Source organism: Microbispora sp. H10836 (assembly GCF_012999525.1).
Lineage (GTDB): Bacteria > Actinomycetota > Actinomycetes > Streptosporangiales > Streptosporangiaceae > Microbispora.
Genome location: NZ_JABBWU010000016.1, coordinates 100,733 through 124,888, shown reverse-complemented (window position 1 = coordinate 124,888; position 24,156 = coordinate 100,733). Strand labels below are relative to the sequence as shown.

Annotated in this window: 21 protein-coding genes and 1 pseudogene; 15 read left to right on the top strand and 7 right to left on the bottom strand. The window is 72.8% G+C overall.

Annotated elements, in window-relative coordinates:
- The first annotated feature begins 110 nt into the window (after window positions 1-110).
- The 10 genes from HHX30_RS27320 to HHX30_RS27275 all read left to right on the top strand — a co-directional run bounded on the left by HHX30_RS27320 (window position 111) and on the right by HHX30_RS27275 (window position 11,448).
- Window positions 111-1,457, top strand: a complete 1,347-nt coding sequence (locus tag HHX30_RS27320; protein ID WP_169984970.1) for a lanthionine synthetase LanC family protein — start codon at window positions 111-113, stop codon at window positions 1,455-1,457.
- 21 nt (window positions 1,458-1,478) lie between these two features.
- On the top strand, window positions 1,479-2,648 hold the full coding sequence (locus tag HHX30_RS27315) for a sulfite oxidase (protein WP_169984968.1): 1,170 nt from the start codon (window positions 1,479-1,481) through the stop codon (window positions 2,646-2,648).
- Between the two features lie 114 nt (window positions 2,649-2,762).
- A complete protein-coding gene (locus tag HHX30_RS27310) occupies window positions 2,763-3,749 on the top strand; it encodes an MsnO8 family LLM class oxidoreductase (protein WP_211592588.1) in 987 nt (328 codons plus the stop codon).
- A gap of 219 nt (window positions 3,750-3,968) precedes the next feature.
- Window positions 3,969-4,475, top strand: coding sequence for a flavin reductase family protein (locus tag HHX30_RS27305; RefSeq protein ID WP_169984966.1), 507 nt, complete (start codon window positions 3,969-3,971; stop codon window positions 4,473-4,475).
- Between the two features lie 150 nt (window positions 4,476-4,625).
- Complete coding sequence (locus tag HHX30_RS27300) at window positions 4,626-5,159, top strand: NADPH-dependent FMN reductase (RefSeq protein WP_169984964.1); 534 nt, start codon at window positions 4,626-4,628, stop codon at window positions 5,157-5,159.
- Between the two features lie 80 nt (window positions 5,160-5,239).
- Window positions 5,240-6,889: an ABC transporter substrate-binding protein gene (locus HHX30_RS27295; RefSeq protein WP_169984962.1), complete on the top strand. Its 1,650-nt coding sequence runs from the start codon at window positions 5,240-5,242 to the stop codon at window positions 6,887-6,889.
- Complete coding sequence (locus HHX30_RS27290) at window positions 6,886-7,845, top strand: ABC transporter permease (RefSeq protein WP_169984960.1); 960 nt, start codon at window positions 6,886-6,888, stop codon at window positions 7,843-7,845. The genes HHX30_RS27295 and HHX30_RS27290 overlap by 4 nt, the downstream gene beginning before the upstream one ends.
- Window positions 7,846-8,706: an ABC transporter permease gene (locus HHX30_RS41975; protein ID WP_311922887.1), complete on the top strand. Its 861-nt coding sequence runs from the start codon at window positions 7,846-7,848 to the stop codon at window positions 8,704-8,706.
- The gene (locus HHX30_RS27280) at window positions 8,703-10,364 is read left to right on the top strand and encodes an ABC transporter ATP-binding protein (RefSeq protein ID WP_311922886.1); all 1,662 of its coding nucleotides are present in this window, start codon (window positions 8,703-8,705) and stop codon (window positions 10,362-10,364) included. Before HHX30_RS41975 ends, HHX30_RS27280 begins: the two co-directional genes overlap by 4 nt.
- Before the next feature lie 136 nt (window positions 10,365-10,500).
- On the top strand, window positions 10,501-11,448 hold the full coding sequence (locus HHX30_RS27275) for a hypothetical protein (protein WP_211592587.1): 948 nt from the start codon (window positions 10,501-10,503) through the stop codon (window positions 11,446-11,448).
- Window positions 11,449-11,542: 94 nt separating this feature from the next.
- On the opposite strand, the gene HHX30_RS27270 is transcribed toward HHX30_RS27275, so the two are convergent.
- From HHX30_RS27270 to HHX30_RS27250, 5 genes are all read right to left on the bottom strand, one after another.
- Window positions 11,543-12,670, bottom strand: a complete 1,128-nt coding sequence (locus tag HHX30_RS27270) for an LLM class flavin-dependent oxidoreductase (RefSeq protein ID WP_169984957.1) — start codon at window positions 12,668-12,670, stop codon at window positions 11,543-11,545.
- Window positions 12,667-13,722, bottom strand: a complete 1,056-nt coding sequence (locus HHX30_RS27265; protein ID WP_169984956.1) for an LLM class flavin-dependent oxidoreductase — start codon at window positions 13,720-13,722, stop codon at window positions 12,667-12,669. The genes HHX30_RS27270 and HHX30_RS27265 overlap by 4 nt, the downstream gene beginning before the upstream one ends.
- 82 nt (window positions 13,723-13,804) lie before the next feature.
- Window positions 13,805-14,995, bottom strand: a complete 1,191-nt coding sequence (locus HHX30_RS27260) for an LLM class flavin-dependent oxidoreductase (protein WP_169984955.1) — start codon at window positions 14,993-14,995, stop codon at window positions 13,805-13,807.
- Window positions 14,995-16,344 (bottom strand): NtaA/DmoA family FMN-dependent monooxygenase, encoded by a 1,350-nt coding sequence (locus HHX30_RS27255; protein WP_311922885.1) that lies wholly within the window; start codon window positions 16,342-16,344, stop codon window positions 14,995-14,997. The genes HHX30_RS27260 and HHX30_RS27255 overlap by 1 nt, the downstream gene beginning before the upstream one ends.
- Before the next feature lie 115 nt (window positions 16,345-16,459).
- On the bottom strand, window positions 16,460-17,158 hold the full coding sequence (locus tag HHX30_RS27250) for a GNAT family N-acetyltransferase (RefSeq protein WP_311922884.1): 699 nt from the start codon (window positions 17,156-17,158) through the stop codon (window positions 16,460-16,462).
- A 319-nt stretch (window positions 17,159-17,477) separates the two neighbouring features.
- Here HHX30_RS27250 and HHX30_RS27245 point away from each other — a divergent pair, with 319 nt between their 5' ends.
- From HHX30_RS27245 to HHX30_RS27235, 3 genes are read left to right on the top strand one after another with little or no spacing between them, the layout of a single operon-like run.
- Window positions 17,478-18,446 (top strand): amino acid ABC transporter permease, encoded by a 969-nt coding sequence (locus tag HHX30_RS27245; RefSeq protein WP_169984953.1) that lies wholly within the window; start codon window positions 17,478-17,480, stop codon window positions 18,444-18,446.
- Window positions 18,443-19,207, top strand: a complete 765-nt coding sequence (locus tag HHX30_RS27240; protein ID WP_283246883.1) for an amino acid ABC transporter ATP-binding protein — start codon at window positions 18,443-18,445, stop codon at window positions 19,205-19,207. Before HHX30_RS27245 ends, HHX30_RS27240 begins: the two co-directional genes overlap by 4 nt.
- Window positions 19,208-19,223: 16 nt before the next feature.
- On the top strand, window positions 19,224-20,201 hold the full coding sequence (locus tag HHX30_RS27235) for an ABC transporter substrate-binding protein (protein ID WP_169984952.1): 978 nt from the start codon (window positions 19,224-19,226) through the stop codon (window positions 20,199-20,201).
- A gap of 125 nt (window positions 20,202-20,326) precedes the next feature.
- Here the strand turns inward: HHX30_RS27235 and HHX30_RS40870 are convergent, their stop codons facing one another.
- Window positions 20,327-20,905 carry a hypothetical protein gene (locus HHX30_RS40870; RefSeq protein ID WP_211592586.1) on the bottom strand — a complete coding sequence of 193 codons (579 nt, stop codon included), beginning with the start codon at window positions 20,903-20,905 and terminating at the stop codon, window positions 20,327-20,329.
- 293 nt (window positions 20,906-21,198) lie between these two features.
- Here HHX30_RS40870 and HHX30_RS27225 point away from each other — a divergent pair, with 293 nt between their 5' ends.
- Window positions 21,199-22,074: a universal stress protein gene (locus HHX30_RS27225; protein ID WP_169984951.1), complete on the top strand. Its 876-nt coding sequence runs from the start codon at window positions 21,199-21,201 to the stop codon at window positions 22,072-22,074.
- A 218-nt stretch (window positions 22,075-22,292) separates the two neighbouring features.
- Here the strand turns inward: HHX30_RS27225 and HHX30_RS27220 are convergent, their stop codons facing one another.
- Window positions 22,293-22,994, bottom strand: a complete 702-nt coding sequence (locus HHX30_RS27220; RefSeq protein ID WP_169984948.1) for a CBS domain-containing protein — start codon at window positions 22,992-22,994, stop codon at window positions 22,293-22,295.
- Between the two features lie 129 nt (window positions 22,995-23,123).
- Between HHX30_RS27220 and gap the strand changes: the two are divergent.
- A pseudogene (gap, locus tag HHX30_RS27215) lies at window positions 23,124-24,155 on the top strand (type I glyceraldehyde-3-phosphate dehydrogenase); the annotation flags it as partial.
- Between the last annotated feature and the right edge of the window lies 1 nt (window position 24,156).

Sequence of the window (24,156 nt, the reverse complement as noted above, 5' to 3'; positions counted from 1 at the left end):
TTCGGCTCGACTGTGGGGCGAAAATACCCATCAAGTCAATAGGGAATGCAGGGAAAGATCCGGCCGACATAGTTGCTATTACCTACCAGGTTTGTGGGATAGTGCTCTCCATGGGCCCGGACCCGACCCGCTCCTCCGGCGAGCGCGCAGACACCCCGCTGACGGCCGCCATCATGGCGGGACGGTGGATCCGTACGGCCGCCGTCGACGACGAGCACGGCAGGCGATGGCGGGCCAACCCCGACCCGCACGGCAGGCCGGCCGCGCCCGGCGGGCCCGTGTCTCTCCACTCCACGTCCCTTCACTCCGCGTCCCTTCATTCCGGGGCGGCCGGGATCGTGCTGTTCTTCCTGGAGCTCGCCGCCGGCACCGGGCACGAGGCCTACCTGGAGGACGCCCGCGCGGGCGCCCGCCACCTCGCGGCGACGTGGCGGCGACTGGCCGACGTGTCGCTCCATCACGGCCTGGCCGGCGTCGTCCTCGCGCTGACCGAGGCCGGCTGGGTGCTCGGCGAGGAGCGGTTCGAGGCCGCGGCGGTCGCGGCCGCCGACAGGATCGTCCGGAGCGCCCGCGCGATGGACGACGGCGGGATCGGCTGGTCGGGGGATCCCACCCCGCGCGGCGACGGCGGCGTGGTCCTGGGACTGCTGCGTGCCGCGGTGGCGCTCGGCGTGCCGGCCTACGAGGAGATGGCGATCGAGGCGGGACGCCGGATCGCGCGGCTGACCGCGCCCCGCGAGCGGCCCGCGGCGTGCCCGGCCCTGCCCGCCGAGGCGGCCCCGCCCGGCTTCCTGGCCGGGGCGGCCGGGACGGCGTTCCTCCTCGCCCGCCTCTACGGCGCGACGGGTGAGGAGTCGTTCCTCGACGCGGCACGCCGCGGCGCGGGCCTCGTCCGGGCCGCGGGCGTCGCGACCGGGCGCGGGGTGCTGGTCACCGACCACCTGGGCTACTGCTCGGGGTCCGCCGGGATCGCCCGCATGTTCTACGAGCTGTATCGGGTGACCGGCGACCGCGGCGACCTGGAGTGGGTGAAGCGGCTGGCCAGGGGCGTCAGGGAGTCCGGCGCGCCCTTCCGGCAGACGGCGGGGCTGTGGAACGTCGCCTGCCAGTGCTGCGGCACCGCAGGGCTCATCGAGCTGTACGTGGGGTTGTGGGCGGCGACGGGGGAGCAGGAGCACCTGGAGTTCGCCCGCAGGCTCGCCGACCACCTGATCGGCCGGGCGACCGGCTACGACGGCAGGGGATACCGCTGGTACCAGGCGTACCGGCGGCACCGCCCCGGCGAGGTGTCGGCCGACACCGGCTACCTGACGGGGGCGGCGGGGATCGGGGCGGCCCTGCTGCACCTGGACGCGGCGGGGCAGGCGGACCGGCCGCGCCGCGTGATCCTGCTGCCGGACAACCCCTTTCCGCCCATTCCCGTGCCGGCCGTCGCCCTGCGGAGGCCGGCCGGCTGACACCGCAGGTGAGGAGGGCACATGGACGCACGGTCCACCATCGCCGAGGACGGCGGGGAACCCTGCCGTACGGTGCCCGGGGCGAGAAGGGCGGCGCAGGCGCCGCCCGCGCGGCCCGGCATCCGCAAACCCCTGCCGCCACGCCTGTTCGCCGTGCACGGCACGAACGCGGAGACGCGCTGGGAGGCGCTGCGCGGTGCGGGCTACCTGACGCCGGACGACCTGTTCTTCGTCCGCAACCACACGGCGACGCCCCTGGTCGACGCCGCCACCTGGCGCCTCACACTGTGGGGCGACGGGCTGGACGGCGGGCCGGTGGCGTTCACCTACCGGGACATCCTCGGCATGCCGGCCGAGACGGTGACCGCGTTCATCGAGTGCGCCGGCAACGGCCGCGGCCTGTACGGCGAGCAGCAGGGCCAGGAGGTGTCGGGCACGCCCTGGCGGCTCGGCGCGGTGGGGGTCGCGCGCTGGCGGGGTGTGCGGCTCGCGACGCTCCTGCGCAGGGCGGGGATGAGCGACCGGGCGGTCGCGCTGATGCCGCGCGGGCTCGACGCCGACTACGTGGAGGCGGGGGAGAACCTGGGGAGGGTGCGCCGCCCGCTTCCCGTGGCCAAGGCGCTGGACGACGTGCTGGTGGCCTACGAGATGAACGGGCGGCCGCTGCCGCCCGACCACGGCTATCCGGCGCGGCTAGTGGTGCCGGGATGGGTGGGCGTCGCCTCGATCAAGTGGCTGGGGGACGTCGAGGTGTCGGCGGAGCCGCTGGAGTCGCCGTGGAGCACGCGGCTGTACCGGATGCACGGCCCCGGCCACCCGCCCGGGGGCGGGCCGCCGCTGACCCGCATGGGGGTGAAGAGCGCCTTCGAACTGCCCTGGCCGGCCCGTCTCCAGGTGGGGCGTGAGCATCTGCTGCGCGGCCGTTCGTGGTCGGGTCACGGGCGGGTGGTCCGGGTCGAGGTCAGCGACGACGAGGGCGCGTCGTGGCGGCCGGCCCGGCTCCACGACGACCGGCACCCGCGTGGCTGGGTCCGGTGGACCTTCCCCTGGACTCCTCGGATGGCGGGCGACCTGCGGCTGCTCGCCCGGGCCGCCGACGAGACGGGCGCGACGCAGCCCGGCAGGGCGGCCTGCAACACCCTCGGCTACGGCTTCGACGCGGTGGTGCGTCACCCCGTCGTCGTGACCTGACCAGGGCTCGCGGTCCACCCCGCCGTTGACAATCTGAGGGTACCTCAGGTTGACTCTGGGCAACGTGAGGCATCCTCCGGATATGCCTCTTCCCGTCCGCTGAAGGAGAGGACGTTGGCCGAGGGAATCGCCGTCTCCGTGCACGACACCGCCCCCGTCTGGCGCGGCGACACCGCGGGCGACGCACTGCGCCGTTCCGTCGACCTGGCCCGGGCCGTCGAGGCCCTGGGCTACCGGCGCCACTGGGTGGCCGAGCACCACAACACGCCCGCGCTCGCGACCTCCAGCCCGGCGGTGCTCGCGGGCGCCATCCTCGCGGCGACCGCCACGATCCGGGTCGGCTCGGGCGCGGTGCTGCTGCCCAACCACTCGCCGTACGCGGTGGCCGAGCAGTTCGGCGTGCTGGCCGGGCTCCACCCTGGCCGGGTCGACCTCGGGCTCGGCCGCGCGGCCGGCGGCTCGGGGGAGGCCGCGGCCCGCCTGGGCGACCCGCGCCGGCTCGACTTCGGCGACGCGCTGCGCGAGCTGAACGAGTACTTCGCCGGCGGCAGCGGCGGCGTGCGCGCGATCCCCGAGCCGGGCGTCCCGCCCGAGATCTGGCTGGTCGGGTCGAGCGCGTCCAGCGCCGCGTACGCCGGCCGGCTCGGCCTGCCGTACGTGTACGCGCACGCGATCGTGGGCGGCGGGGCGCCGGAGGCTCTGGAGGCGTACCGGCAGGCGTTCCGGCCGTCGGCGGCCCTGGCCGGGCCGCACGCCGGCGTGGCGGTGATCGCCGTCGTCAACGACAGCGACGAGCGCGCGCACCGGCTCGCCGCCTCCTTCGTGTACGGCCAGATCCTCATGCGCGCGGCCGATCCGGCCACGCTGCTGCCAAGGGAGGAGGAGACGGCCGCGCACCGGTTCACCGCGGCCGAGGAGCGGTTCCTGCGCGAGAAGATCGGCCCCCAGTTCGTCGGCGGCCCCGAGCGCGTCGCTCCCCGCCTCGGGGACCTCCTGCGCCGCACCCGCGCCGACGAGCTGTTCGTGCTCACGCAGGTGCCCGACCATCAGGCCAGGATCCGCTCCTACGAGCTGGTCGCCAAGATCGTCTCGTCCCTGTGAGACGGACCCGGAGCAGCGGGGGCCGGTCTGGGAATTTTATGTATAGCTGGTAGGAAATATTGACTTTAGGATCGTCTGATTCTACGTTTGCGGTATGAGCCAGGGTGTTCGTCCGAACCCCGGTCCCGCCTCCATCCGAATCCCCGATCCCGCGTGTCGTGACGCTGCCGGCCGACGGGATCGACCCCGAGAGCAGCTGCGACCAACCGGAGGTTCGCCATGACGGAGACTCTGCTCGGCCCCGCCCTCGACGCCGACGACTACAAGCGGGCCCTCGCGGTGCACGCGGCGGGGGTCGTCGTGATCACCGCGCGGAGCGGGGGAGTGCCGGTGGGGCTGACCGCCACCTCGTTCTCCTCGGTCAGCCTCGACCCGCCCCTCGTCTCCTTCTACGTGGACCAGGCGTCCACCACCTGGCCGTCCCTCCGTGAGGCGGACCACTTCGCCGTCAACGTCCTCGCCAGCGACCAGGCCGACCTCGCCGCCCGCTTCGCGCGCAAGGGCGTCGACCGGTTCGCCGAGCCCACCCGGTGGCGCCCGGGACCGCTCGGCGCGCCGCTGCTCGAAGACGTCTCCGCCCACCTGATCTGCCTGCCGTACGAGAGGGTCGGCGTGGGCGACCACGTCCTCGTCGTGGGCCTGGTCACCCAGGCCGAGGTGCGCGTGCCGGGACGTCCGCTGCTGTATCACCAGGGCCGCTTCGGCCGTTTCACCGCCCACCCGTGAGCCCGCTTCCGCTCGGCGCCGAGCGCCGTCTCCCCGATATGGAGGACGTCCGTTGACCACCCGCACACTCCGTGAGAAAGCGCATCACGCGGCTCCGCGCACCGGACCCGCCCGTCACACCGCCGAAGCGCGGCACGAGGGGGTGACATCGTGAGCTCTGTCGTGGCGCTGGCCGGCAACCCGCGGGGCGGTTCCCGGACCCACCTCGCGGCGGTGGCGGCGGCCGAGGCGCTGGGGCGCCGGATCGGGCACGACGCGCCGCCCGAGGTCGTGGACCTGTCCGCGATCGGCCCGCACCTGTTCACCCCCGCCCCCTCGCCCAGGGTGGAGGTCGCGCTGGAGCTGGCCGCCGGAGCGCAGGTGCTCGTGGTGGCCAGCCCCACCTACAAGGCCACCTACACCGGCCTGCTCAAGGCGTTCCTCGACCGCCTCCCCGGCGGCGCGCTGACCGGGACGGTGGCGCTGCCGCTGATGGTCATGGGCGCCCCCCGGCACGCCCTGGCCGTCGAGCTGCACCTGCGTCCCCTGCTGATCGAGCTGGGTGCGCTCGTGCCCAGTCCGGGCCTTGCGCTGCTCGAGGCCGAGATCCCCGACCTCGACCGGATCCTCGCCGACTGGCTGGATCGGGTCGCCCCGCAGGTGGCCGCGGCGGTGCGGCAGCCGCACCCCCGAGGTCTCGTCTAGAACCACCGGCAGAGAACCGCCAGCAGAGAACCGCCAGCAGAGAACCACCGGCAGAGAACCACCGAAAGGCTCGCCCTCCGATGTCCACAAGCATCCGATTACCCGCCGCCGTGTTCGTCTCCCTGTCGCTCGCCCTGACCGCCTGCGGCACGGGGGACGGAGGAGCGGCGGCGGCCAAGGCTCCCGGTGGGCCGGTCAAGGGTGGCACGCTCACCTTCGGCGTCAACACCGAACCCTCCACCTGCCTCGACCCGCACCAGAGCCCCGCCGATGTGGCCGGCCTGTTCACCCGGCCCGTGCTCGACTCGCTGGTGTCATTGGACACCGAGGGGCGCATCCGCCCCTGGCTGGCCACCTCCTGGACCGTCTCCGAGGACCAGAAGACCTACACGTTGCAGCTGCGGGAGGGCGTGAAGTTCTCCGACGGCACTCCCTTCGACGCGGCGGCGGTCAAGGCCAACCTGGACCACATCGTCGATCCCGCGACCAGGTCCCAGCTCGCGGCGGGCTACATCGAGCCGTACGAGGGCAGCGAGGTCGTCGGCCCGCACACGGTGAAGGTCAGCTTCAGCAGGCCGTACTCGCCGTTCCTGTCCGCCCTTGCCACGGCGTACTTCGGCATCGAGTCGCCGCGGTCGCTCGAGCAGCCGCAGGACGCGCTGTGCAAGAAGGTCGTCGGGTCCGGGCCGTTCGTCATCGACGAGTACGTCGTGCAGAAGGGCATCACCTACCACCGCAATCCCGGCTACGACTGGGCCGCGGAGGGCGCCGGGCACACCGGGGCGGCGTACCTGGACAAGCTGGAGATCAAGGTCATCACCGAGGACTCGGTCCGGCTCGGCGCGCTGACCAGCGGGCAGGTCGACGCGATCGCCGGCGTGCCGCCGGTCAACGTCAGGCAGGTGCGGGCCGACCCCCGGCTGACGATCACCACGCGGCAGGCGCCGGGCGGCAACTACAACTACTACCCGAACACCACGTCCGGGCCGTTCGCCGACAAGCGGGTCCGCCAGGCGTTCCGCGACGGCATCGACTTCGCGACGATCGTGAAGAACCTCTACTTCGGCGCGTTCCAGCCCGCCGCGGGTCCCATCTCGCCCGCGACCGACGGGTACGACAAGACCCTCGAAGGGAAGGCGAAGTACGACCCCGCGACGGCGAACAGGCTGCTCGACGAGGCCGGCTGGTCGGCGATGGACGCCGAGGGCTACCGCACCAGGGACGGCAGGCGGCTGACGATCCGGTGGGGGTTCCTCAAGGCGTTCGCCCGGGAGCAGCGCGACACGCTGGCCGAGCAGATCCAGGCCGAGGCAAAGAAGATCGGCTTCGACGTCGAGTTCGTCGCCGGCACCGTCAACGAATGGCTCGAGAAGTACCCCAAGGGCGACTACGACCTGATGGACTTCAGCTGGCAGCGCGCCGACGGCGACGCCCTGCGCAACCTGTTCGACAGCGCGTCCATCCCCACGGACGCCAAGTTCGGCCAGAACGCCGCCCGCCTGGCCGACAAGGACGTCGACGGCTGGCTGAGCGACGCGCTGGACACGACCGACCAGGCCGAGCGGGCCGAGCTGTACGCCAAGGTGCAGCAGCGGGTGACCGACGAGGCCGCGGTCTTCCCGGTGTACGTGTTCAACTACCTGCTCGGCGCCGGCGAGAAGGTGCACGGCATCGGCTGGGAGCCCCAGGCGTACCCGACCTTCTACGACGCCTGGGTCGAGCAGGCATGACCGCCGTGGCCGTACCGGCCACCCGGGCGCGAGCCCGGGTGGTCCGCCCGGTGCTGGTGCGGCTGGGCACGTCCGTCCTGGTGCTGTGGGGGGCGGTGACGGTCGCGTTCGCCGGGCTCCACCTCACCCCGGGCAACGTCGTCGACCTGCTGATCGGCGCCAACACCGTCACGCCCGAGGTCCGCGCGCGGATCGTCGCCGACTACGGGCTGGACCGGCCGCTGCTCGTCCAGTACGTCACCTACCTGGGCCGGGTGCTCCACGGCGACCTGGGCCAGTCGTACCAGCTGCACCAGCCGGTCGCCTCGGCGATCGGCGAGCAGATCGGCTCGTCCGTCCAGCTCATGCTCGCGTCGTTCGCGCTGGCGGTCGTGGTCGCCGTCACGGTCGCCGTGCTGACCGCGGGGCGCCGGTGGGCGCGGGCGGTGTTCTCCGGCGTCGAACTGGTCGGCATCTCCATTCCGTCGTTCTGGGCCGGGATCCTGCTGCTCACCGTCTTCTCGTTCGGGCTCGGGCTCTTCCCGGCCACCGGCGGAGAGGGAGTGGAGAGCCTGGTCCTGCCGTCCGTCGCGATGGCGATCCCGGTCATCGCGACACTCAGCCAGGTGCTGCGCGAGGGCCTGGAGCTCACGCTGGAGGAGCCGTTCGTGCTCACCGCGCGCTCGCGCGGCATGTCCGACCTGGGCGTGCGCCTGCGGCACGCGCTCCGGCACGCGCTGCTGCCGACGGTCACGCTGGCCGGATGGATGGTCAGCTACCTGTTCGGCGGCGCCGTGATCACCGAGTCGGTCTTCTCCCGGCAGGGCATCGGGCGGCTGACCCTCACCGCCGTCGCCAACAAGGACCTGCCGGTCGTGATGGGCGTGGTCCTGATCGCCTCGCTGCTCTACGTCGTCATCAACATCCTGCTCGACCTGCTCTACCTGGCCATCGACCCGCGACTGCGAGGTGCCTGAGTGACCGTGTCCACGATCGTCTCCCCGGGCGTCGTGATCGGGCGCAGGCGGCGGCGCGTCCCGCGCGCCGGCGTCTGGGCGGCCGCCGCGTTCCTGCTGGCCGTGGGGGTGATCGCGATCGCGCCCGGCCTGGTCGCGCACGGCTCGCCCGACCTCACCGACGCCCTCGCCGCGCTCCGGCCCCCGGACGGCGAGCACCTGCTCGGCACCGACGCCAACGGGCGCGACATCTTCACCCGGATCGTGTACGGGGCGCGGCCGTCGGTGCTGGCCGGGCTGGCCGCCACCGCGCTCGCGGTCACCGGGGGCACCCTCGCCGGGCTGCTGGCGGCGCTCGGCGGGCGGGTGCCGGACGAGGTCGTCATGCGCGTCGTGGACGTCCTGCTCTCGCTGCCGGGGCTGCTGCTGGCCCTGCTGGTCATCGCCGTCGCCGGGCCGGGCACGCTCAACGCGGTCTTCGCCATCGCCGCGTACACGCTGCCCGGCTACGCGCGCCTGGTCCGCGCGCAGACCATGGTCATCCGCCGGTCCGGGTACGTCGAGGCGGCCGTCTCGCTCGGCCTGACCAGGGCCAGGATCATCGCGCGGCACGTGCTGCCCAACGCGTTCGCGCCGCTGCTCGTGCTGGCCACGATCGAGGTCGGCACCGCGCTGGTCGCGGCGTCCTCGCTCAGCTTCCTCGGCCTCGGTCCCCGGCCGCCCGCCCCGGAATGGGGGGCGATGCTCTCGGCCGGGCGCGACTACTTCTCCGTCGCCTGGTGGGTCGCGGTCTTTCCCGGGCTGGCCATCACGCTCACCGTCCTGTCCGTCACGGTCGTCGGCCGCCACCTGCAGCGGCGCGTCGAAGGGAGACTGTCGTGACCACTCAGCGGGCCGACCCGGTCGTCGAGGTGTCCGACCTGCGGGTCTCGTTCGGCCCCGTCCAGGCGGTCCGGTCGATCTCCTTCACGGTGAGCCCGGGCGAATGCGTCGCCATCGTGGGGGAGTCCGGCTCGGGCAAGAGCGTCACCGCCCGCACGCTGATCGGGCTGACCGGCGCCGGCGCCGAGATCACCGCGCGGTCGCTCGTCGTGGGAGGCCGGGACGTGTCCTCGTACGGCGAGCGGCAGTGGCGGACGCTGCGGGGCGGCCAGGTCGGCTACGTCCTGCAGGACGCGCTGGTCTCGCTCGACCCGCTGCGCCCGGTCGGCAAGGAGATCGCCGAGACCCTGCGGCTCCACCGGGTCGTGCCGCGTGCCGGCGTGCGGCGGCGCGTGGTGGAGCTGCTGCGCGAGGTGGGCGTGCCGGAGCCGGAGCTGCGGGCCGCGCAGTACCCCCACCAGCTCTCCGGCGGGCTGCGCCAGCGGGCGCTGATCGCCTCCGCGGTCGCCTGCGCGCCCCCGCTGCTGATCGCCGACGAGCCGACCACCGCTCTGGACGTCACCGTGCAGGCGCAGATCCTGCGGCTGCTGGCCGAGCGCAGCCGGGCCGGGGCCGGGCTGCTGCTGATCAGTCACGACCTCGCGGTGGTGGCCGAACTGGCCGACCGCGTGCTGGTCATGAAGGACGGGGAGGTCGTCGAGGAGGGGCCCACGCGGGACGTGCTCGGCGCCGCGCGGCACGACTACACCCGCAGGCTGCTGGCCGCGGTGCCCTCCGAGCACGGCAGGGGCACCCGGCTGACCGTCCCCGGGAACGGCTCCGCCCCCGCGCCCGCTCCGCTCCCCGCGGCCCGGCCCGGCGAGGTGGTGATCAGGGCGTCCGGCCTGGCCAAGTCGTTCACCGGGCCGGACGGGCTGCCCCGGGCGGCCGTGGACGACGTGTCGTTCGAGCTGCGGGCGGGGGAGACCCTCGGGCTGGTGGGCGAGTCGGGATCGGGCAAGACCACGACGGCGCGCCTGGTGCTGGGACTGCTGGAGCCGGACGCGGGCGAGGTCGAGATCGCCGGCAGGTCCTGGCGGGGGCTGGGCTCCGCCGGGCGCCGCGCGCTGCGGCGGCGCATCCAGGTCGTCTACCAGGACCCGCTGAGCTCGTTCGACCCCCGTTTCACCGTGCGGCGGATCCTCGACGAGGCGCTCGCCGCCGGCGGCGAGCCGCGCCGGACCCGGCGGGACCGTACGGCCGAGCTGCTCGCGCAGGTCGGCCTGGACACGTCGGTCCTGGACCGCAGGCCGCTGCGGCTGTCCGGCGGGCAGCGGCAGCGGGTGGCGATCGCGCGGGCGCTGGCCCCCCGGCCCCAGGTGATCGTCTGCGACGAACCGGTCTCCGCGCTGGACGTGTCGATCCAGGCCCAGGTGCTCGACCTGCTCGCCGACCTCCAGGCCGAACTCGGCGTGGCCTGCCTGTTCATCTCCCACGACCTCGGGGTGATCCACCATGTCAGCGACCGGGTGCTGGTGATGAAGGACGGCCGGGTGGTCGAGTCCGGCGACGTCCGTCAGGTCTTCACTCAGCCGCGCGCGCCGTACACACGCGAGCTGCTGGCCGCGATCCCCCGGCTGCCGGAACACCGGCCGCGCGATCGGGAGGCCGTCGCATGACGTACGACGTGCCGCGCCCCTCGCGGGGGCGCGGCCCGGATCCTCGGCTGACCCCGGCTGACCACTCGGCCCACCACTCGGCTCACCACCGGCTGACCACCGGCTGATCACCGGCTGATCACCGCAAGGAGACCCCATGACCACCCAGGCGCCCGCCTACGCGAGTCCCGCCGACGTCGCCGCCCATGGCCCGTACGGGCCGGGCAGGACCGACCGGCCGGGACCCCGCTACCCCTTCCAGGGCCGGATCAGCGCCGACGGCTCCGGCGGCCACCCCGCCGAGCCCGGTCGCTACCACGTCTACGCCTCGTACACGTGCCCGTGGGCGCAGCGCGCCGTCATCGTGCGGGACCTGGCCGGGCTGCGGGAGGTCGTGTCGGTGTCCTACGTCGACGACGACCGCGACGCGCGCGGCTGGGCGTTCCGCGAGCGGCGCGGGCCCGACCCGGTCAACGGCTTCACGCTCCTCGCCGAGGCGTACGACGCCACCGAGCCCGGATATCCCGGCCACATCTCGGTGCCGGTGCTGTGGGACCGGCGCACGCGCCGGATCGTCAGCAACGACTTCGCCCGGATCCCCGTCGACCTCGGCACCGGGTTCGCCGAATGGGCCACCGAGAACCTCTATCCCGAGGACCTGCGCGCCGAGATCGAGGCCCAGGACGAGGAGATCGCACGCGACCTCAGCCAGGGTGTGCACCTGGTCGCCGGGGCCGCCACCCAGGAGGAGTACGAGCGGCGGCGCGCCGGGGTGGCCGCCGCGCTGGACCGCCTCGACGCCCGCCTGGCCACGCGACCTCTACCGGATCCCCGCGTTCCGCGAGACCACCGACTTCGCCGCGTTCCGGCTCGGCGCCAGGCCCGCCCGGCAGGGCGGCGGTCCGGTGCGGATCGCGGTCGAGCCACACGAGGCCGACTGGGACGAGCCGCACGGACGCGAGGCGCTCGCGGGGGAGCACGCGTGACAGAGGTGTCCTGGGGGTCACCCTCCCGCTGCCGGGACTCGGGCCGCACCTGCACAGAGAGATCGTCGAGGCGCCGGCCGCGTCGCGGGCGGCCCCGCACACCCTGCCGGACGTGCTGAAGGCCCTGCGGGCTCACCAGCGCGGTCAGAACAGGGCCGGGCCGGCGCCGCTGACGCGGTGCCGGCCCGGCCTTGGTGGCGGTGGCGATGTCCGTCAGGCGCCGGCGTCCGCCCACGCCTGCGCGAGCAGGTCCTGGGACCGGACGCGGTCCGTGTGGTCGTGCGCGATCGTGGTGACGAGGAGTTCGTCGGCCCCGGTCGCCTCCTTGAGCACCCGCAGCCCCTCCACCACCTTCTCGGGCGTGCCCGCGAACCGCGTGTCCAGCCGGTCCGCGACGAGGGCCCTGTCCTCCTCGGTCCACTCGTACGCGGACGCCTCCTCCGGAGAGGGGTACTTCATCGCCCCGGCGCCGGTGCGGATGCTCCTCACCCACAGCCCGTACGGCTCGCCGACGCGGCGGGCCTCCTCCTCGGTGGGGGCGACCAGGACGTCGGCGGACACCATGACGTGTGGCGCGGGATACGCCTGCGAGGGCTTGAACGCGTCGCGGTAGGCGTCCACCGCCTCCAGCACGGTGGCCGGGCTCACGTGGTAGTTCGCCGCGAACGGCAGCCCGCGCTCGGCCGCGACCTGCGCGCTCTGGCCGCCGCTGCTGCCCAGGACCCACAGCTCCAGTTCGGCGCCCTCCCCGGGCTGGGCGTGCGCCTCGTGGCCGTCGTCCGAGCGGTAGCTCCCGGAGAGGAACGCGACGGTGTCGTCGACCTGCTCGGCGAAGTCGGGGCTCTGGGCTCCCGGCTGCTGCAGCAGCGCCAGCGCCAGCGCGAAGATCGGCGCCTGCGTGATGGCCGGGGTGAACGAGAACGGCGGCGGGATCAGCAGGCCGTTGACCGTACGCGCCGCCGCGGGGGCGGCCGGCTCGGGCGGAGCCTCGCGCAACTCGCGCGCACGCTGCCCGGAGCGGCCGATCCCCAGATCGATGCGGCCGGGGTAGAGGGCGTCGAGCGTGCCGAACTGCTCCACCACGGTCAGCGGGGTCTGGTGCCCGAGCTGGACCGCGCCGGAGCCGACCCGGATCCGCCGGGTGGCGGCGGCCACCGCGCCGATGAGCACCGCCGGCGCGGAGCTCGCCACGCCGGGGGTGAGGTGGTGCTCGGCCAGCCAGTAGCGGTGGTATCCGGCGTCCTCCGCCCGGCGGGCGAGGTCGACGGTGTTGCGCAGGGCGTCCCCGGCGGTGCCGCCGGACGAGATGGGGGCGAGGTCGAGGACGGACAGGCGGGTCATGACGGACCTCCGGTGGGGAACGGCCTGCTGGGGATCTCCTTGCGCAGGACGGGGGCGATGTCGCTCTGGAACAGTTCGAGCGACGCCCGGTGCTGCGCGCCGGTCAGCCCGTCGGCCTCCGCCGACACGTGCATCACCTCGTGGCCCAGCCGTTCGTGGTAGCGGTGCACCTTGTCGATGATCTGCTGGGGGCTGCCGACGAGGATCGAGCCGCGCTCGATGGCGTCCTCCAGCGTGGGGAACACGGGGTCGAGCCCCTGCTTGCGCAGGAACGCCACCCGGGCGTCGAAGATCGGCCGGTAGGTCTCGACGGCGTCCTGCGATCTCGGTGTGGCGTAGTAGCCGGCGCTGCCCGCCCCGACCAGGGCGTCGGCCGGGTCGTGGCCGTGGTGCTCCCACCGCTCCCGGTAGTAGGCGACCAGCTCCGCGTACGGTTCGACGGAGTTGGTCACGTTCGCGGAGAACAGGGGATCGCCGTAGCGGGCGGCGAGCTCCACCGACTCCTTGCTGGTGGCGCTGCCGTGCCAGATCCGGATGGGCCGCTGCAGCGGCCGGGGGAGCACCTCGGCGTCGGTCAACGGCGGGCGGAAGCGGCCCGACCAGGTCACCCTGTCCTCCCGCCAGAGCCGCCGGAACAGCTCGTAACCCTCGCGGTTGCGGTCCCACTGGTCCTGGTCGGTCACGTGGAACAGTTGCGCCTGGGCGGCGCCGTTGCCCTTGCCGATGATCAGCTCCAGGCGTCCGCCGGACAGGTGGTCCAGGGTCGAGTAGTCCTCGAACGCGCGGACCGGGTCGAGCAGGCTCAGCGTGGTCACCGCGGTGAACAGCCTGATCGTGCTGGTGTGCGCCGCGACGTGGCTCAGCACCACGGGCGGGGCCGAGGACAGGAACGGCCGCTCGTGCCGCTCGCCGAAGGCGAACCCGTCGAAGCCCAGCTCCTCGGCGACGACGGCGGCGGCCACGATCTCGCGGAACCGCTCGGTCACCGGTTTCAGCTCGCCGGTCAGCGGGTGGGGCAGATGGAATCCGAGTGTCATCGCGAGGAACTTCACGACCGGCCGTCCTCCTTCGTCGCGTGGATCGTCCGCGCCGGCGCGGCGGCCCCTCGCGTCTTTCCCGTGCCGGATGCGGCGCTCATGACGCCTTCGCGTAGCGGCTGGCGGGGCGGGCGAGGCCGAGCCGTCCGCGCAGGTCCCCCGTGTCGTACGCGGTCCGGAACGCGCCTGCCGCCCGGAGCTCGGGCACCAGGCCGCGGGTGATCGCGGCCAGGTCGTGGGGCAGCACGCCCGGCCGGAGACGGAAGCCCGCCAGCCCCGCGTCGCGCCAGTCGAGCAGCAGCGCGGCGAGCTCCCCGGGGGTGCCGGTGAAGACGCGGGCGTCCGACTCGAGCTCGGCGCCGTCGAGGTCGTCCAGCCGCGCCTTGCGGCCGGCCGCGTCGCGGGCGTCGAGGAAGACCACCAGGTCCGCGAGGATCCGCAGCGGCGGCTCGGTGCGTCCGACGGCCGCCTCCGCCGCCCGGACGCGCTCGACGATCGCGGTGGCGTCCTCGCGGTCGCGCGGCGTGACGTACACGACGTCGGCCCCCTTCGCCGCGAACTCGTACGGCACCGTGTCGTGGGCGAGAGAGGTGACCAGCGGCTGGCCCTGGGGGGAGCGCGGCGTGATCGAGGGACCTTTCACGCTGAAGCGGTCGCCGCTGAAGTCGATGTAGTGCAGCTTGTCGCGGTCGATGAAACGGCCGGTGGCGACGTCGCGGATCTCGGCGTCGTCCTCCCAGCTGTCCCACAGACGGCGGACCACCTCGACCACGTCGGCGGCCTCGGCGAACAGGTTCCGCACGTGCTCGCCGAAGGCGCTGTCCCGATCGGGGGAGTAGTCCTGCGGCGGAAACGGCGGGCGGCGGCCGAAGTGGGCGACCTGGTCGGGGCGGCCGGAGACCTGGGGCCGCCACCCGGCCCTGCCGCGGCTGATGTGGTCGAGCGAGGCGATGCCGATCGCGACGTGGAACGGCTCGGTGTGGGTCGTGCCGGCGGTCGGCACGAGGCCGATCCGCGAGGTCAGCGGGGCCACCCGCGACGCGATCAGCACCGCGTCGAGCCGCCCGCGCACCTGGTCGAGGCGTCCGTCGGGCTCGTTGAGATGGGAGGACTGGAGGCCGAGGGCGTCTTCGAAGGTGACGAAGTCGAGCAGGCCGCGCTCGGCCTCCGCGACGAGGTCGGCCCAGTAGCCGGGGGTGAACAGCCGGTCCGGCCGCGCGCCCTCGGCCCGCCACGCGGCCGGGTGCCAGCCGGCCCCGTCCAGTGCGACGGCGAGATGCAGCGTCATCAGATCTCCTCGGTGCGGTTCGGAGTGCGGGGGGAGAGGCCGAGGTGGTCGCGGAGCGTGGGCCCGGTGTAGTCGGCCCGGAACACGCCCTTCTCCTGAAGCAGGGGGACCACCTTGCCGACCAGGTCGTCGAGCCCGCCGGGAGTCAGGTGCGGCACGAAGATGAAGCCGTCGGCCGCGTCGGTCTGCACGAAGCGATCGATCTCGTCGGCCACCGTGCGCGGTGTCCCGATGAAGGTCTGCGGTGCGGAGACCTCGATGGCGAGCTCGCGGATCGACAGGTTCTTCTCCTCGGCGAGGGCGCGCCACTTGGCCACCACCTCGCCGCGGTCGCGGCGGAACGCCGCGTGTCCCTTGGTGACGCCCTCGTCCAGGTTCGGCTCGACGTCGGGCAGCGGGCCGTCGGGGTCGTATCCCGACAGATCGCGGCCCCACACGGCCTCCAGGAAGTAGATCGCGGTCTGCGGGCTGACCTGTGCGCGCCGGATCTCGACGGCCCGTTCCCGGGCCTCGGCCTCGGTGTCGCCGAGTACGTAGGTCACCGCGGGGAGGATCTTCAGGTCCTCGGGCCGCCGTCCGTAGGCGGCGAGCCTGCGCTTGACGTCACGGTAGAAGGCGCGGCCCTCCTCCAGCTTGCTGTGCCGGCTGAAGATCACGTCAGCCGACGACGCGGCGAACTCCCGGCCCTCGGCGGAGTCGCCGGCCTGGATGATCACCGGGTGGCCCTGCGGGCCCCTCGGCGTGGTGAACAGCCCCGCGATGTCGAAGTGCCGGCCCTGGTGCCGGAAGGGCGCGACGCCGCCGGGCCGGAGGAACCGCCCCGACTCCCGGTCCGCGGCCACGGCGTCGGGCGCCCAGGAGTCCCAGAGCTCCCTCGCGGTCTGCAGGAACTCCTTCGCTCTGGTGTACCGGTCGGCCTCGGCGAGGAAGCCGCCCCGGCGGAAGTTCTCCCCGGTGAAGGCGTCGAAGCTGGTCACCACGTTCCACGCGGCCCGGCCGCCGCTCAGGTGGTCGAGCGTGGCGAGCCGTCGCGCCACCTCGTACGGTTCGTTGAAGGTGGAGTTGACCGTCGCGGCGAGCCCCAGGTGGGTGGTGACGGCGGCGAGGGCGGACAGGACCGTGAGCGACTCCGGGCGGCCCACGACGTCCAGGTCGTGGATGCGTCCCTTCGCCTCGCGCAGCCGCAGTCCTTCGGCCAGGAAGAAGAAGTCGAACTTCCCGCGCTCGGCCGTCTGGGCCAGCTGGCGGAACGAGTCGAAGTCGATCTGACTGCCCGACGCGGGGTCGGACCAGACCGTCGTGTTGTTCACGCCGGGGAAGTGCGCGGCGAGATGGATCTGCTTGGTCACGGGGACTCCTGACAGTTCGGCCCGGTGAAACCTATTAATACAGTAGGAAAATAAGGTTTTGTCGTCAATTGGCACCCATGTCGCCCAGGAAGGCGGCCTCAGGGTCGGCGGGCGTTCACGCGACCGGCACGTCGGCGGGCACGCGGACGGTCGCGAACGTCGTCCGGCGGCGAAGGTGGAAGCCGAGCCCCTCGTACACCCGGATCGCGGACGTGTTGCTCGCGGCGGCGTGCAGGAACGGGGTCTCGCCGCGGGCGCGGATGCCGGCGGCGACGGCCGGCACGAGCCGCGACGCCAGGCCCTGGCGGCGGTAGGCCGGATCGGTGCAGACCGCGCTGATCTCCGTCCAGCCGGGCGGGTGCAGCCGTTCCCCGGCCATCGCGACCAGTGCGCCGTCACGACGGATGCCCAGGTAGGTGCCCATCTCGACGGTGCGCGGCCGGAACGGGCCCGGCTGGGTGCGCGCGACGAGGTCCAGCATCTCCGGCACGTCCGCCGGCCCCAGGCGGACCGCCTCCTCGTCCGGTGCCGGGATCACGTCGTCGCCGGTCAGCTGCACGCCCGCGCCCTGTGCCACCACCTCCCACCCGTCCGGCGGTGCGAGGGCGCCGCCGGTGACCGGGACGATCGCGCCGGGTCCGGCGAGGGCGGCGAGGTCGTTCCAGTCCGTGGGGCCGGGTTCGCCGGGCAGCGCGAAGAACGGCGAGACGTCGTCCGGGTAGCGCAGCGCGTTGCCGTACCGTTCGGCGAAGCGCGCGTGTGGCCCGGTGAGCGACGCCCATACGGGGTTGTCCAGGAGGTGCCGGTCGCTCACCGCGGCTCTCCCCACGCCACGTCGCCGTGGCCGGCGCTCACGCGCCCTCCTCGTGCCGGCGCCTCCGTCTCGGGGCGGCCGTATCGGATGAACACGCATGTCCGCGGCATCGGACCTCCTGTCGCTCGTACGCCTGCGGAGAGATCGTAGACTATTACCTACTAAACAAGTAGGTCTTGACGGTATATCGATCTCTGTGCTGAAGATAGGGACATGTCGGGACGCCCGCGATCAGACGCGGTCGCCGGGAGGACTGATCCATGACCCCCGAGCCCCACGTGCTCACAACCGTCCGTTCGTTCGCCACCGCGGAGGCACGATGACCGCGCCCGCCGTGATCGAGGAGGAGGCGGCGGAGTCCGCCGGCTCCCTGACCGTCGTCAAGGCGCGTCACCCGGGGCGCTGGATCACCGGCGCCGTGGTGGCGGTGCTGCTGGCGATGGCGGTCAACGCGTTGATCACCAACCCGGCCTGGGACTGGCCGGTCGTCGGCGCGTACCTGTTCCATCCCTCGGTGCTGCACGCGGTGCTGTTCACCGTCGAGCTGACCGCGCTCGGCATCGTGCTCGGCTTCCTGCTGGGGACCGTGCTCGCGCTGATGCGACTGTCCCGGGTGCCGCTGCTCACGTCGGTGGCCTGGGGCTACGTGTGGCTGTTCCGCTCGGTGCCGCTCATCCTGCAGCTGCTGTTCTGGTACAACCTCGCCGCGCTGTACAAGCAGATCTCGTTCGGGGTGCCGTTCGGGCCCGCGTTCTTCTCCGTCGACTCGATGGAGCTGATCGGACCGGTGACGGCCGCCGCGCTCGGCCTGGCGCTGCACCAGGCGGCGTACGCCGCGGAGATCGTGCGCGGGGGCTTCCTGTCGGTGGAACCGGGTCAGCTGGAGGCGGCCGCCGCGCTCGGCATCCCGAGGGCCAGGCAGATCCTGCGGATCCGGCTTCCGCAGGCCATGCGTTCGATCGTCCCGGCCGCCGGCAACGAGATCATCGGCCTGGTCAAGGGCACCTCGGTCGTCTACATCATGGCGCTGCCCGAGCTGTTCTACCAGGTGCAGGTGATCTACAACCGCAACGGCCGGGTGATCGCGATGCTGCTGGTGGCCGCGATCTGGTACCTCGTCCTCACCACGGTCCTGTCGGCCGCGCAGTACTACGTGGAACGCAGGTTCGGCCGGGGCCTCGCGCGGGCCCTGCCGCCCACGCTGGTGCAGCGGGCGCGCCGGATCCTCACCGTACGGCGGGCCGCCCGGCGGCAGCGCCTGGCCGCGAACGGAGGCGGGCAGCGATGAGCACGCCCATGGTCGACGTGCGCGGCGTCCACAAGAGCTACGGCCCGCTGGAGGTCCTGCGCGGGGTGGACCTGCGGGTCCAGGCCGGCGAGGTGACGGTCGTCATCGGTCCTTCCGGCTCGGGCAAGTCGACGCTGCTGCGCAGCATCAACCATCTCGAGAAGATCGACCGCGGGTACGTCACCATCGACGGCGAGTTCGTCGGCTACCGGCGCTCCGGAGACCGTCTGTACGAGCTGCGGGAACGCGACATCCTGCGCCAGCGCACCCACATCGGCTTCGTCTTCCAGAACTTCAACCTCTTCCCCCACCTCACCGTCCGGCAGAACGTGACCGAGGCCCCGGTCTCGGCCCAGGGCCGGCCCCGCGACGAGGCCGAGGCGCTGGCGACCGAGCTGCTCGCGCAGGTGGGCCTGTCCGACAAGGCCGGCGCCTACCCGCGGCAGCTGTCCGGGGGACAGCAGCAACGCGTCGCGATCGCCCGGGCCCTGGCGCTGCGGCCCAAGGTCGTGCTGTTCGACGAGCCCACCTCGGCACTCGACCCGGAGCTGGTGGGCGAGGTGCTGGAAGTCATGAAGGCCCTGGCCCGCAGCGGCACCACCATGATCGTCGTGACCCACGAGATCGGCTTCGCGCGCGAGGTCGCCGACACCGTGGTCTTCATGGACGCCGGCCGGATCGTCGAGCAGGGCCCGCCCCCGCAGGTGCTCGACCGGCCGAGGCACGACCGTACCCGCGCCTTCCTCAGCAAGGTGCTCTGACCTCCAAGGAAATCGCATGTCTTCCGCATCCCGGTTGTCCGTGCTCGGCCTGTCCGCCCTGCTGCTGCTCGTCGCCTGCGGTACGGTCCCCGACGACGCCGTGACCGACGCGGCCCCCGCGGCAGCGGCCCCGCCCGGCGTACTGAAGATCAACACGAGTCCGGAGCAGAACCGGATCCGGGCCACGAAGGTGGAGGCGATCGCCGCACAGGTGCCCGCCGCGATCCGGGCCAAGGGGGAGCTCCTGGTCGGCACCACCACGTTCAACCCGCCGCTGTCGTTCCTCGCCGACGACAACGTCACCCCGATCGGGGTGGAGGAGGACATCGCCTCCCTCGTCGCCGACGTGCTCGGCCTGAAGCCACGCTTCGAGGCCACGTCGTGGGAGAACCTGTTCCTCGCCGTGCGGTCCGGCAAGTACGCGGCCGGCTTCTCCAACATCACGGTCACCGAGGAGCGCAAGGACATCTACGACTTCGCCACCTACCGCCTCGACCAGCTGGCCTGGGAGGTGCCGAAGGACGGCGCGATCACCTCGATCGCCAAGCCGGCCGACGTCGCCGGGCTCAGCGTGGCCGTGGGCTCGGGCACCAACCAGGAGAAGATCCTGCTGGGCTGGGACAAGCAGAACCGCACCGTCGGGCTGAAGCCCGTCCGGATCCAGTACTACAAGCAGCCGGCCGACACCTACCTCGCGCTGAAGTCCGGCCGGATCCAGGCGTACTTCGCACCCAATCCCACCTCCGCGTACCACGCCGCGGTGAGCGGCGACACGAAGATCGTCGGCACCTACTCCGGCGCCGGCCCGTCGCTCCAGGGGCTCATCGCCGCGATGACGCAGAAGGGCAACGGGCTGGCCGAGCCGATCAGCGACGCCGTCGACGCCCTCATCAAGGACGGCACCTACGGCAAGGTCCTCGCCCGGTGGGGCCTGCCCAACGAGGCCGTCCCCGAGTCCCTGGTCAATCCGCCCGGCCTGCCCCGCGAGCAGTAGGTTCCCCGGCGCGCCGGAAGCGAGGTTCTTCTTCAGGTGCGGGTTCCGTCCCGGAGACATGCCAGTGCCCGCCCCCGGCAGCCGGGGCGGGCACTGGAGTCGATGGGCCGTGAGGTCCGGTGGGGTTACTTGAGGATCGGGAGGCGGCGGACCAGGGTGGTGTTGGTCCAGGTCGTGCCGAGTCCGAGGGTGGTGCCGGCGCCGGTGAGGGTCAGGCCGATCAGGACGATGGCGTAGACGATGTGCTCGTCCATGAAGGGGTTGGTGGTCAGGGGGAGTTCGGCGGCCCACATCAGGAGCAGGAGCAGGGTGCCGGTGGTGGCGGCGATGCGCATTCCGATGCCGAGGATGAGGGCGGTGCCGATGCCGGCCAGGCCGGTCATGAACAGCCAGTCGACCCAGGGTTGTCCGGCGAGGGTGTTGAACAGGCCGCCGAAGGTGTTGTCGGCGGTGCCCTTGAGGAAGCCGGTGGTGGGGCTGCCTCCGTTGATCCAGGCCTTGGCGGCGGGGGTGGCGAAGCCGAAGCCGAAGGTCTTGTCGAGGAAGGCCCACAGGAACACCCAGCCGATGGCGATGCGGGCGGCGGCCCAGGCGTAGCGGGCGGGGCCGGCGGTCGTCCGGGGCGCAGTGGCGGGGGTCGTCTGGGGCGCGGTGGTGGCGGCGTCGAGGTGAGTCCTCTGGTTACGCCTCTCGATGGTGGCCATGACCGGCCCCTTTCAACGTTTCGCGTCTTTGCTCTGTTTTGACATCTCAAGCAAACCGCGATCACCGGCCCTGCCGCAGGAGCCGTACGGCACGCCACGGCCGCCCCGAAGTCCCATGATCGTGGGACCTTCGGCCCAGGCGGTTCTCCTCGCGCGGGCACACGCACATACCCCGGGCCTGGGCCCGGGCTTGTTGGACGAGCCGGGCGGAAGGTCCCGTACGACGGTGACCAGCGGCCCTGCGTCCCGGCTCGGCGCGGACGGTCGAATGGGGACGGATAGGAGGAGGAGTCATGACCAAGCCTGTCATCGTCGCCACCGACGGCTCCAGCGCGGCGGTCGCCGCGGTGGAGTGGGCCGCCGGCGACGCCGCACGCAAGGGCCTTCCGCTGCGGATCGTGCACGCCGTCGACCGGTCGCCGTTCGAGCCGGCCCGCCACCCCGTCCCCGGTGACGATCAACTGCTCTGGGCGGGCCGGCGCGTCCTGGAGGAGGCCGCGCGGACGGTCCGGGAGACCCATCCCGCTCTGCGTGTCGACACCGTCCTGCTGGAGGGCCGGCCGGTCACGGTGCTGCGCCGGGAGGCCGCCGGTGGCGTGGAGCTCGTGGTCGGCAGCAGGGGCCACGGCGGGTTCGCCGGCATGCTGCTCGGCTCGGTCAGCACGCATCTCGCCGGTCAGGTTCCGGTCCCGTTCGTGGTGGTGCGGCCTGAGGTGTCGGCGCCGCACGAGCTGATCGTGGCCGGTGCCGACGGCTCCGCCGAGGCGGAGGCCGCGTTGACCTACGCGTTCGAGGAGGCGTGGTCGCGTGGATGCCGTCTGCTGGTCCTGTACGCGTGGCAGTTGCCGGTGCACGCGTACGCGCCGGAGATCTCCTACGGGATCGACGAGGTGCGGCGGGCCCAGGAGGAGCACGTGGCCGCGGTGCTGGCGACCTACCGCAGAAGCTATCCCGATGTGGACGCCGAGATGCGTAGCGTGTGCGCCCACCCCGTCCCCGTGCTCGTCGACGCCGGTGAGAAGGCAGACCTCCTCGTGGTCGGATCCCGCGGCCACGGCGCCCTCGGTTCCGCGGTGCTCGGCTCGGTGAGCCGCGCGCTCCTGCACCACGCGCGCTGCCCCGTCGCCGTCGTTCGGCCTCCCGCAGCCGAGAAAACCGAGGAGTGGTGAGATGGCGCGGACCACGCTGACGTGGTCCGCGCTCTTCAACCGCGACAGAACCCGCGGACCACGGTCGTTCTCGCCCCGGGCGGCTCTTTCGCGCGTGGTGACGGGGCGGGGCCGACAGGACCGTGCCCGAGCGCGAAGCGCCATCACGGCGGAGGCGGAACGCTCATCGCCCGGGCCGGCCGGCTGAGCCGCGCAGCCGGCACCGGGCAGGGGATGCGTCAGCGGTGGCGCCAGGTGTGGGTGTCGTCCTCCTCCCACTCCAGCCGGTCGACCACGTCGACGACACCGTTGACCCCGCGCGCCAGCCGGGCGGCCGTCAGGGCGTCGCTGCGCCGGCGTAGACGGCCGGCCAGCGTAACGACGCCCTGGTCGACCGTCACGTCGACCATGCTCATGTCCCGGAAGAGGGAGCGGCCGAGGATGTCGGTCGTGATCTCGTGGGCGATGTCGGCGTCCGGGCGGGTGAAGACCCGCAGCAGGTCGTGCCGGCCGACCATGCCCTCCAAGGCGCCGTCGGTCCCGACGACCGGCAGGTGCGCGACGCCGTGCTCGTCCATGAGCCGGATGGCGAACACCACCGCCGTCCCCGGGCCGATCGTGACGGCGGGCGTGGTCATCAGCTCGGCGGCGGTGTCGCCGCGCGACTTCGCGCGGCCGCCGCGTCCTTCCCGGCCGAACAGGTGGCGCAGCCGGGCCCGCAGCGGCGGCCGGTAGCCCTCGTGGGCGTACTGGTCCTTGAACTCCTCCTTGAGCAGCAGGTCCGCGTCCGTGACGACGCCCATGACCCGGCCCTGGGCGTCGACCACGGGAACGGCTCCGACGTCCGCCGAGATCAGCGCCTGGGCGACCGTCTTGAACGGCGTGTCGCCCTCCACCACCGGAACGTCGCGGGCCATGACCTCGGCGACCTTCACACGCATCTCTTCCTCCTCCTGACAGCGCCTCCATCCCACTGCCGTCACCCCGCGCGGATGGAGAGGCGGAAGACCCACGTGTGAAGGCAGTTACGCCTCTGCCCGCGGCACTTAGGCCCCTACGACCGCTTCCGGCAGGGGCGGACGATTGCGGCACAGCCAGTGCTGAGGAGGATCACCATGAGAATCGGCATCAACGGATTCGGCAGGATCGGCAGGGCCGTGCTGCGCCGCGCGCTGCCCATGGGCATCGAGGTCGTCGCGATCAACGACCTCGCGGACGCGGTGACGCTCGCCCATCTGCTCAGGTTCGACTCCACGCACGGCCCCCTCGGCGTTCCGGTGACCGCGGGTGCCTCCTCCATCGACGTGGACGGCCGCAGCATCCCGGTCACCGCGCACAGCGACCCGGCGCACATCGACTGGGCCGCCTACGGCGCCGACCTGGTGATCGAGGCCACCGGCAGGTTCCGCACCCGGGACGACGCGGCCCGCCACCTGAAGGGCGGCGCCCGCCGCGTGCTCATCTCCGCGCCAGGCAAGAGCGTGGACGTCACGATCGTCCCCGGCGTCAACGACGCGGCGTACGACCCCCGCCGCCACGAGATCGTCTCGATGGCCTCCTGTACCACCAACTGCGTGGCCCCGATGGTGAAGGTGCTGCACGAGAACTTCGGCGTCGTCCACGGCTTCATGACGACCGTGCACGCGTACACCGGCGATCAGCGGCTGCTGGACGCCCCGCACAAGGACCCCCGCAGGGCCCGCTCGGCCGCCGTGAACATCGTCCCGACCACGACCGGGGCCGCTCGGATGGTAGGCGAGGTGCTGCCCGAGCTCGCGGGCCGGCTGGACGGCGTCGCGCTGCGCGTCCCGGTCGAGGACGGCTCGCTCACCGACCTCGCGGTGGTGCTGTCTCGCCCGGCCGGGGTGCGGGAGGTCAACCGGGCCTTCGCCGACGCCGCCGACCGGGAACTGAAGGGCGTGCTGCGCTACAGCACCGACCCGATCGTGTCCCGCGACATCGTGGGCGACCCCGCGTCCTGCGTGTTCGACTCCGCGCTCACCCAGGCGGACGGCGAACTGGTCAAGGTCTTCGGCTGGTACGACAACGAGTGGGGCTACGCCAACCGGCTCGTCGAGACGGCTGCCCGCATGGCCGAGTGAC

What these genes read in the sequence shown, in the direction of transcription:
- HHX30_RS27305 (WP_169984966.1), top strand. Translation starts at nt 3,969, where the DNA reads ATGACGGAGACTCTGCTCGGCCCCGCCCTCGACGCCGACGACTACAAG.
- HHX30_RS27295 (WP_169984962.1), top strand. Translation starts at nt 5,240, where the DNA reads ATGTCCACAAGCATCCGATTACCCGCCGCCGTGTTCGTCTCCCTGTCG.
- HHX30_RS27275 (WP_211592587.1), top strand. Translation starts at nt 10,501, where the DNA reads ATGACCACCCAGGCGCCCGCCTACGCGAGTCCCGCCGACGTCGCCGCC.
- HHX30_RS27220 (WP_169984948.1), bottom strand. Translation starts at nt 22,994, where the DNA reads ATGCGTGTGAAGGTCGCCGAGGTCATGGCCCGCGACGTTCCGGTGGTG.
- HHX30_RS27235 (WP_169984952.1), top strand. Translation starts at nt 19,224, where the DNA reads ATGTCTTCCGCATCCCGGTTGTCCGTGCTCGGCCTGTCCGCCCTGCTG.
- HHX30_RS40870 (WP_211592586.1), bottom strand. Translation starts at nt 20,905, where the DNA reads ATGGCCACCATCGAGAGGCGTAACCAGAGGACTCACCTCGACGCCGCC.
- HHX30_RS27260 (WP_169984955.1), bottom strand. Translation starts at nt 14,995, where the DNA reads ATGACGCTGCATCTCGCCGTCGCACTGGACGGGGCCGGCTGGCACCCG.
- HHX30_RS27240 (WP_283246883.1), top strand. Translation starts at nt 18,443, where the DNA reads ATGAGCACGCCCATGGTCGACGTGCGCGGCGTCCACAAGAGCTACGGC.
- HHX30_RS27270 (WP_169984957.1), bottom strand. Translation starts at nt 12,670, where the DNA reads ATGACCCGCCTGTCCGTCCTCGACCTCGCCCCCATCTCGTCCGGCGGC.
- HHX30_RS27245 (WP_169984953.1), top strand. Translation starts at nt 17,478, where the DNA reads ATGACCGCGCCCGCCGTGATCGAGGAGGAGGCGGCGGAGTCCGCCGGC.
- HHX30_RS27225 (WP_169984951.1), top strand. Translation starts at nt 21,199, where the DNA reads ATGACCAAGCCTGTCATCGTCGCCACCGACGGCTCCAGCGCGGCGGTC.
- HHX30_RS27320 (WP_169984970.1), top strand. Translation starts at nt 111, where the DNA reads ATGGGCCCGGACCCGACCCGCTCCTCCGGCGAGCGCGCAGACACCCCG.
- HHX30_RS27290 (WP_169984960.1), top strand. Translation starts at nt 6,886, where the DNA reads ATGACCGCCGTGGCCGTACCGGCCACCCGGGCGCGAGCCCGGGTGGTC.
- HHX30_RS27315 (WP_169984968.1), top strand. Translation starts at nt 1,479, where the DNA reads ATGGACGCACGGTCCACCATCGCCGAGGACGGCGGGGAACCCTGCCGT.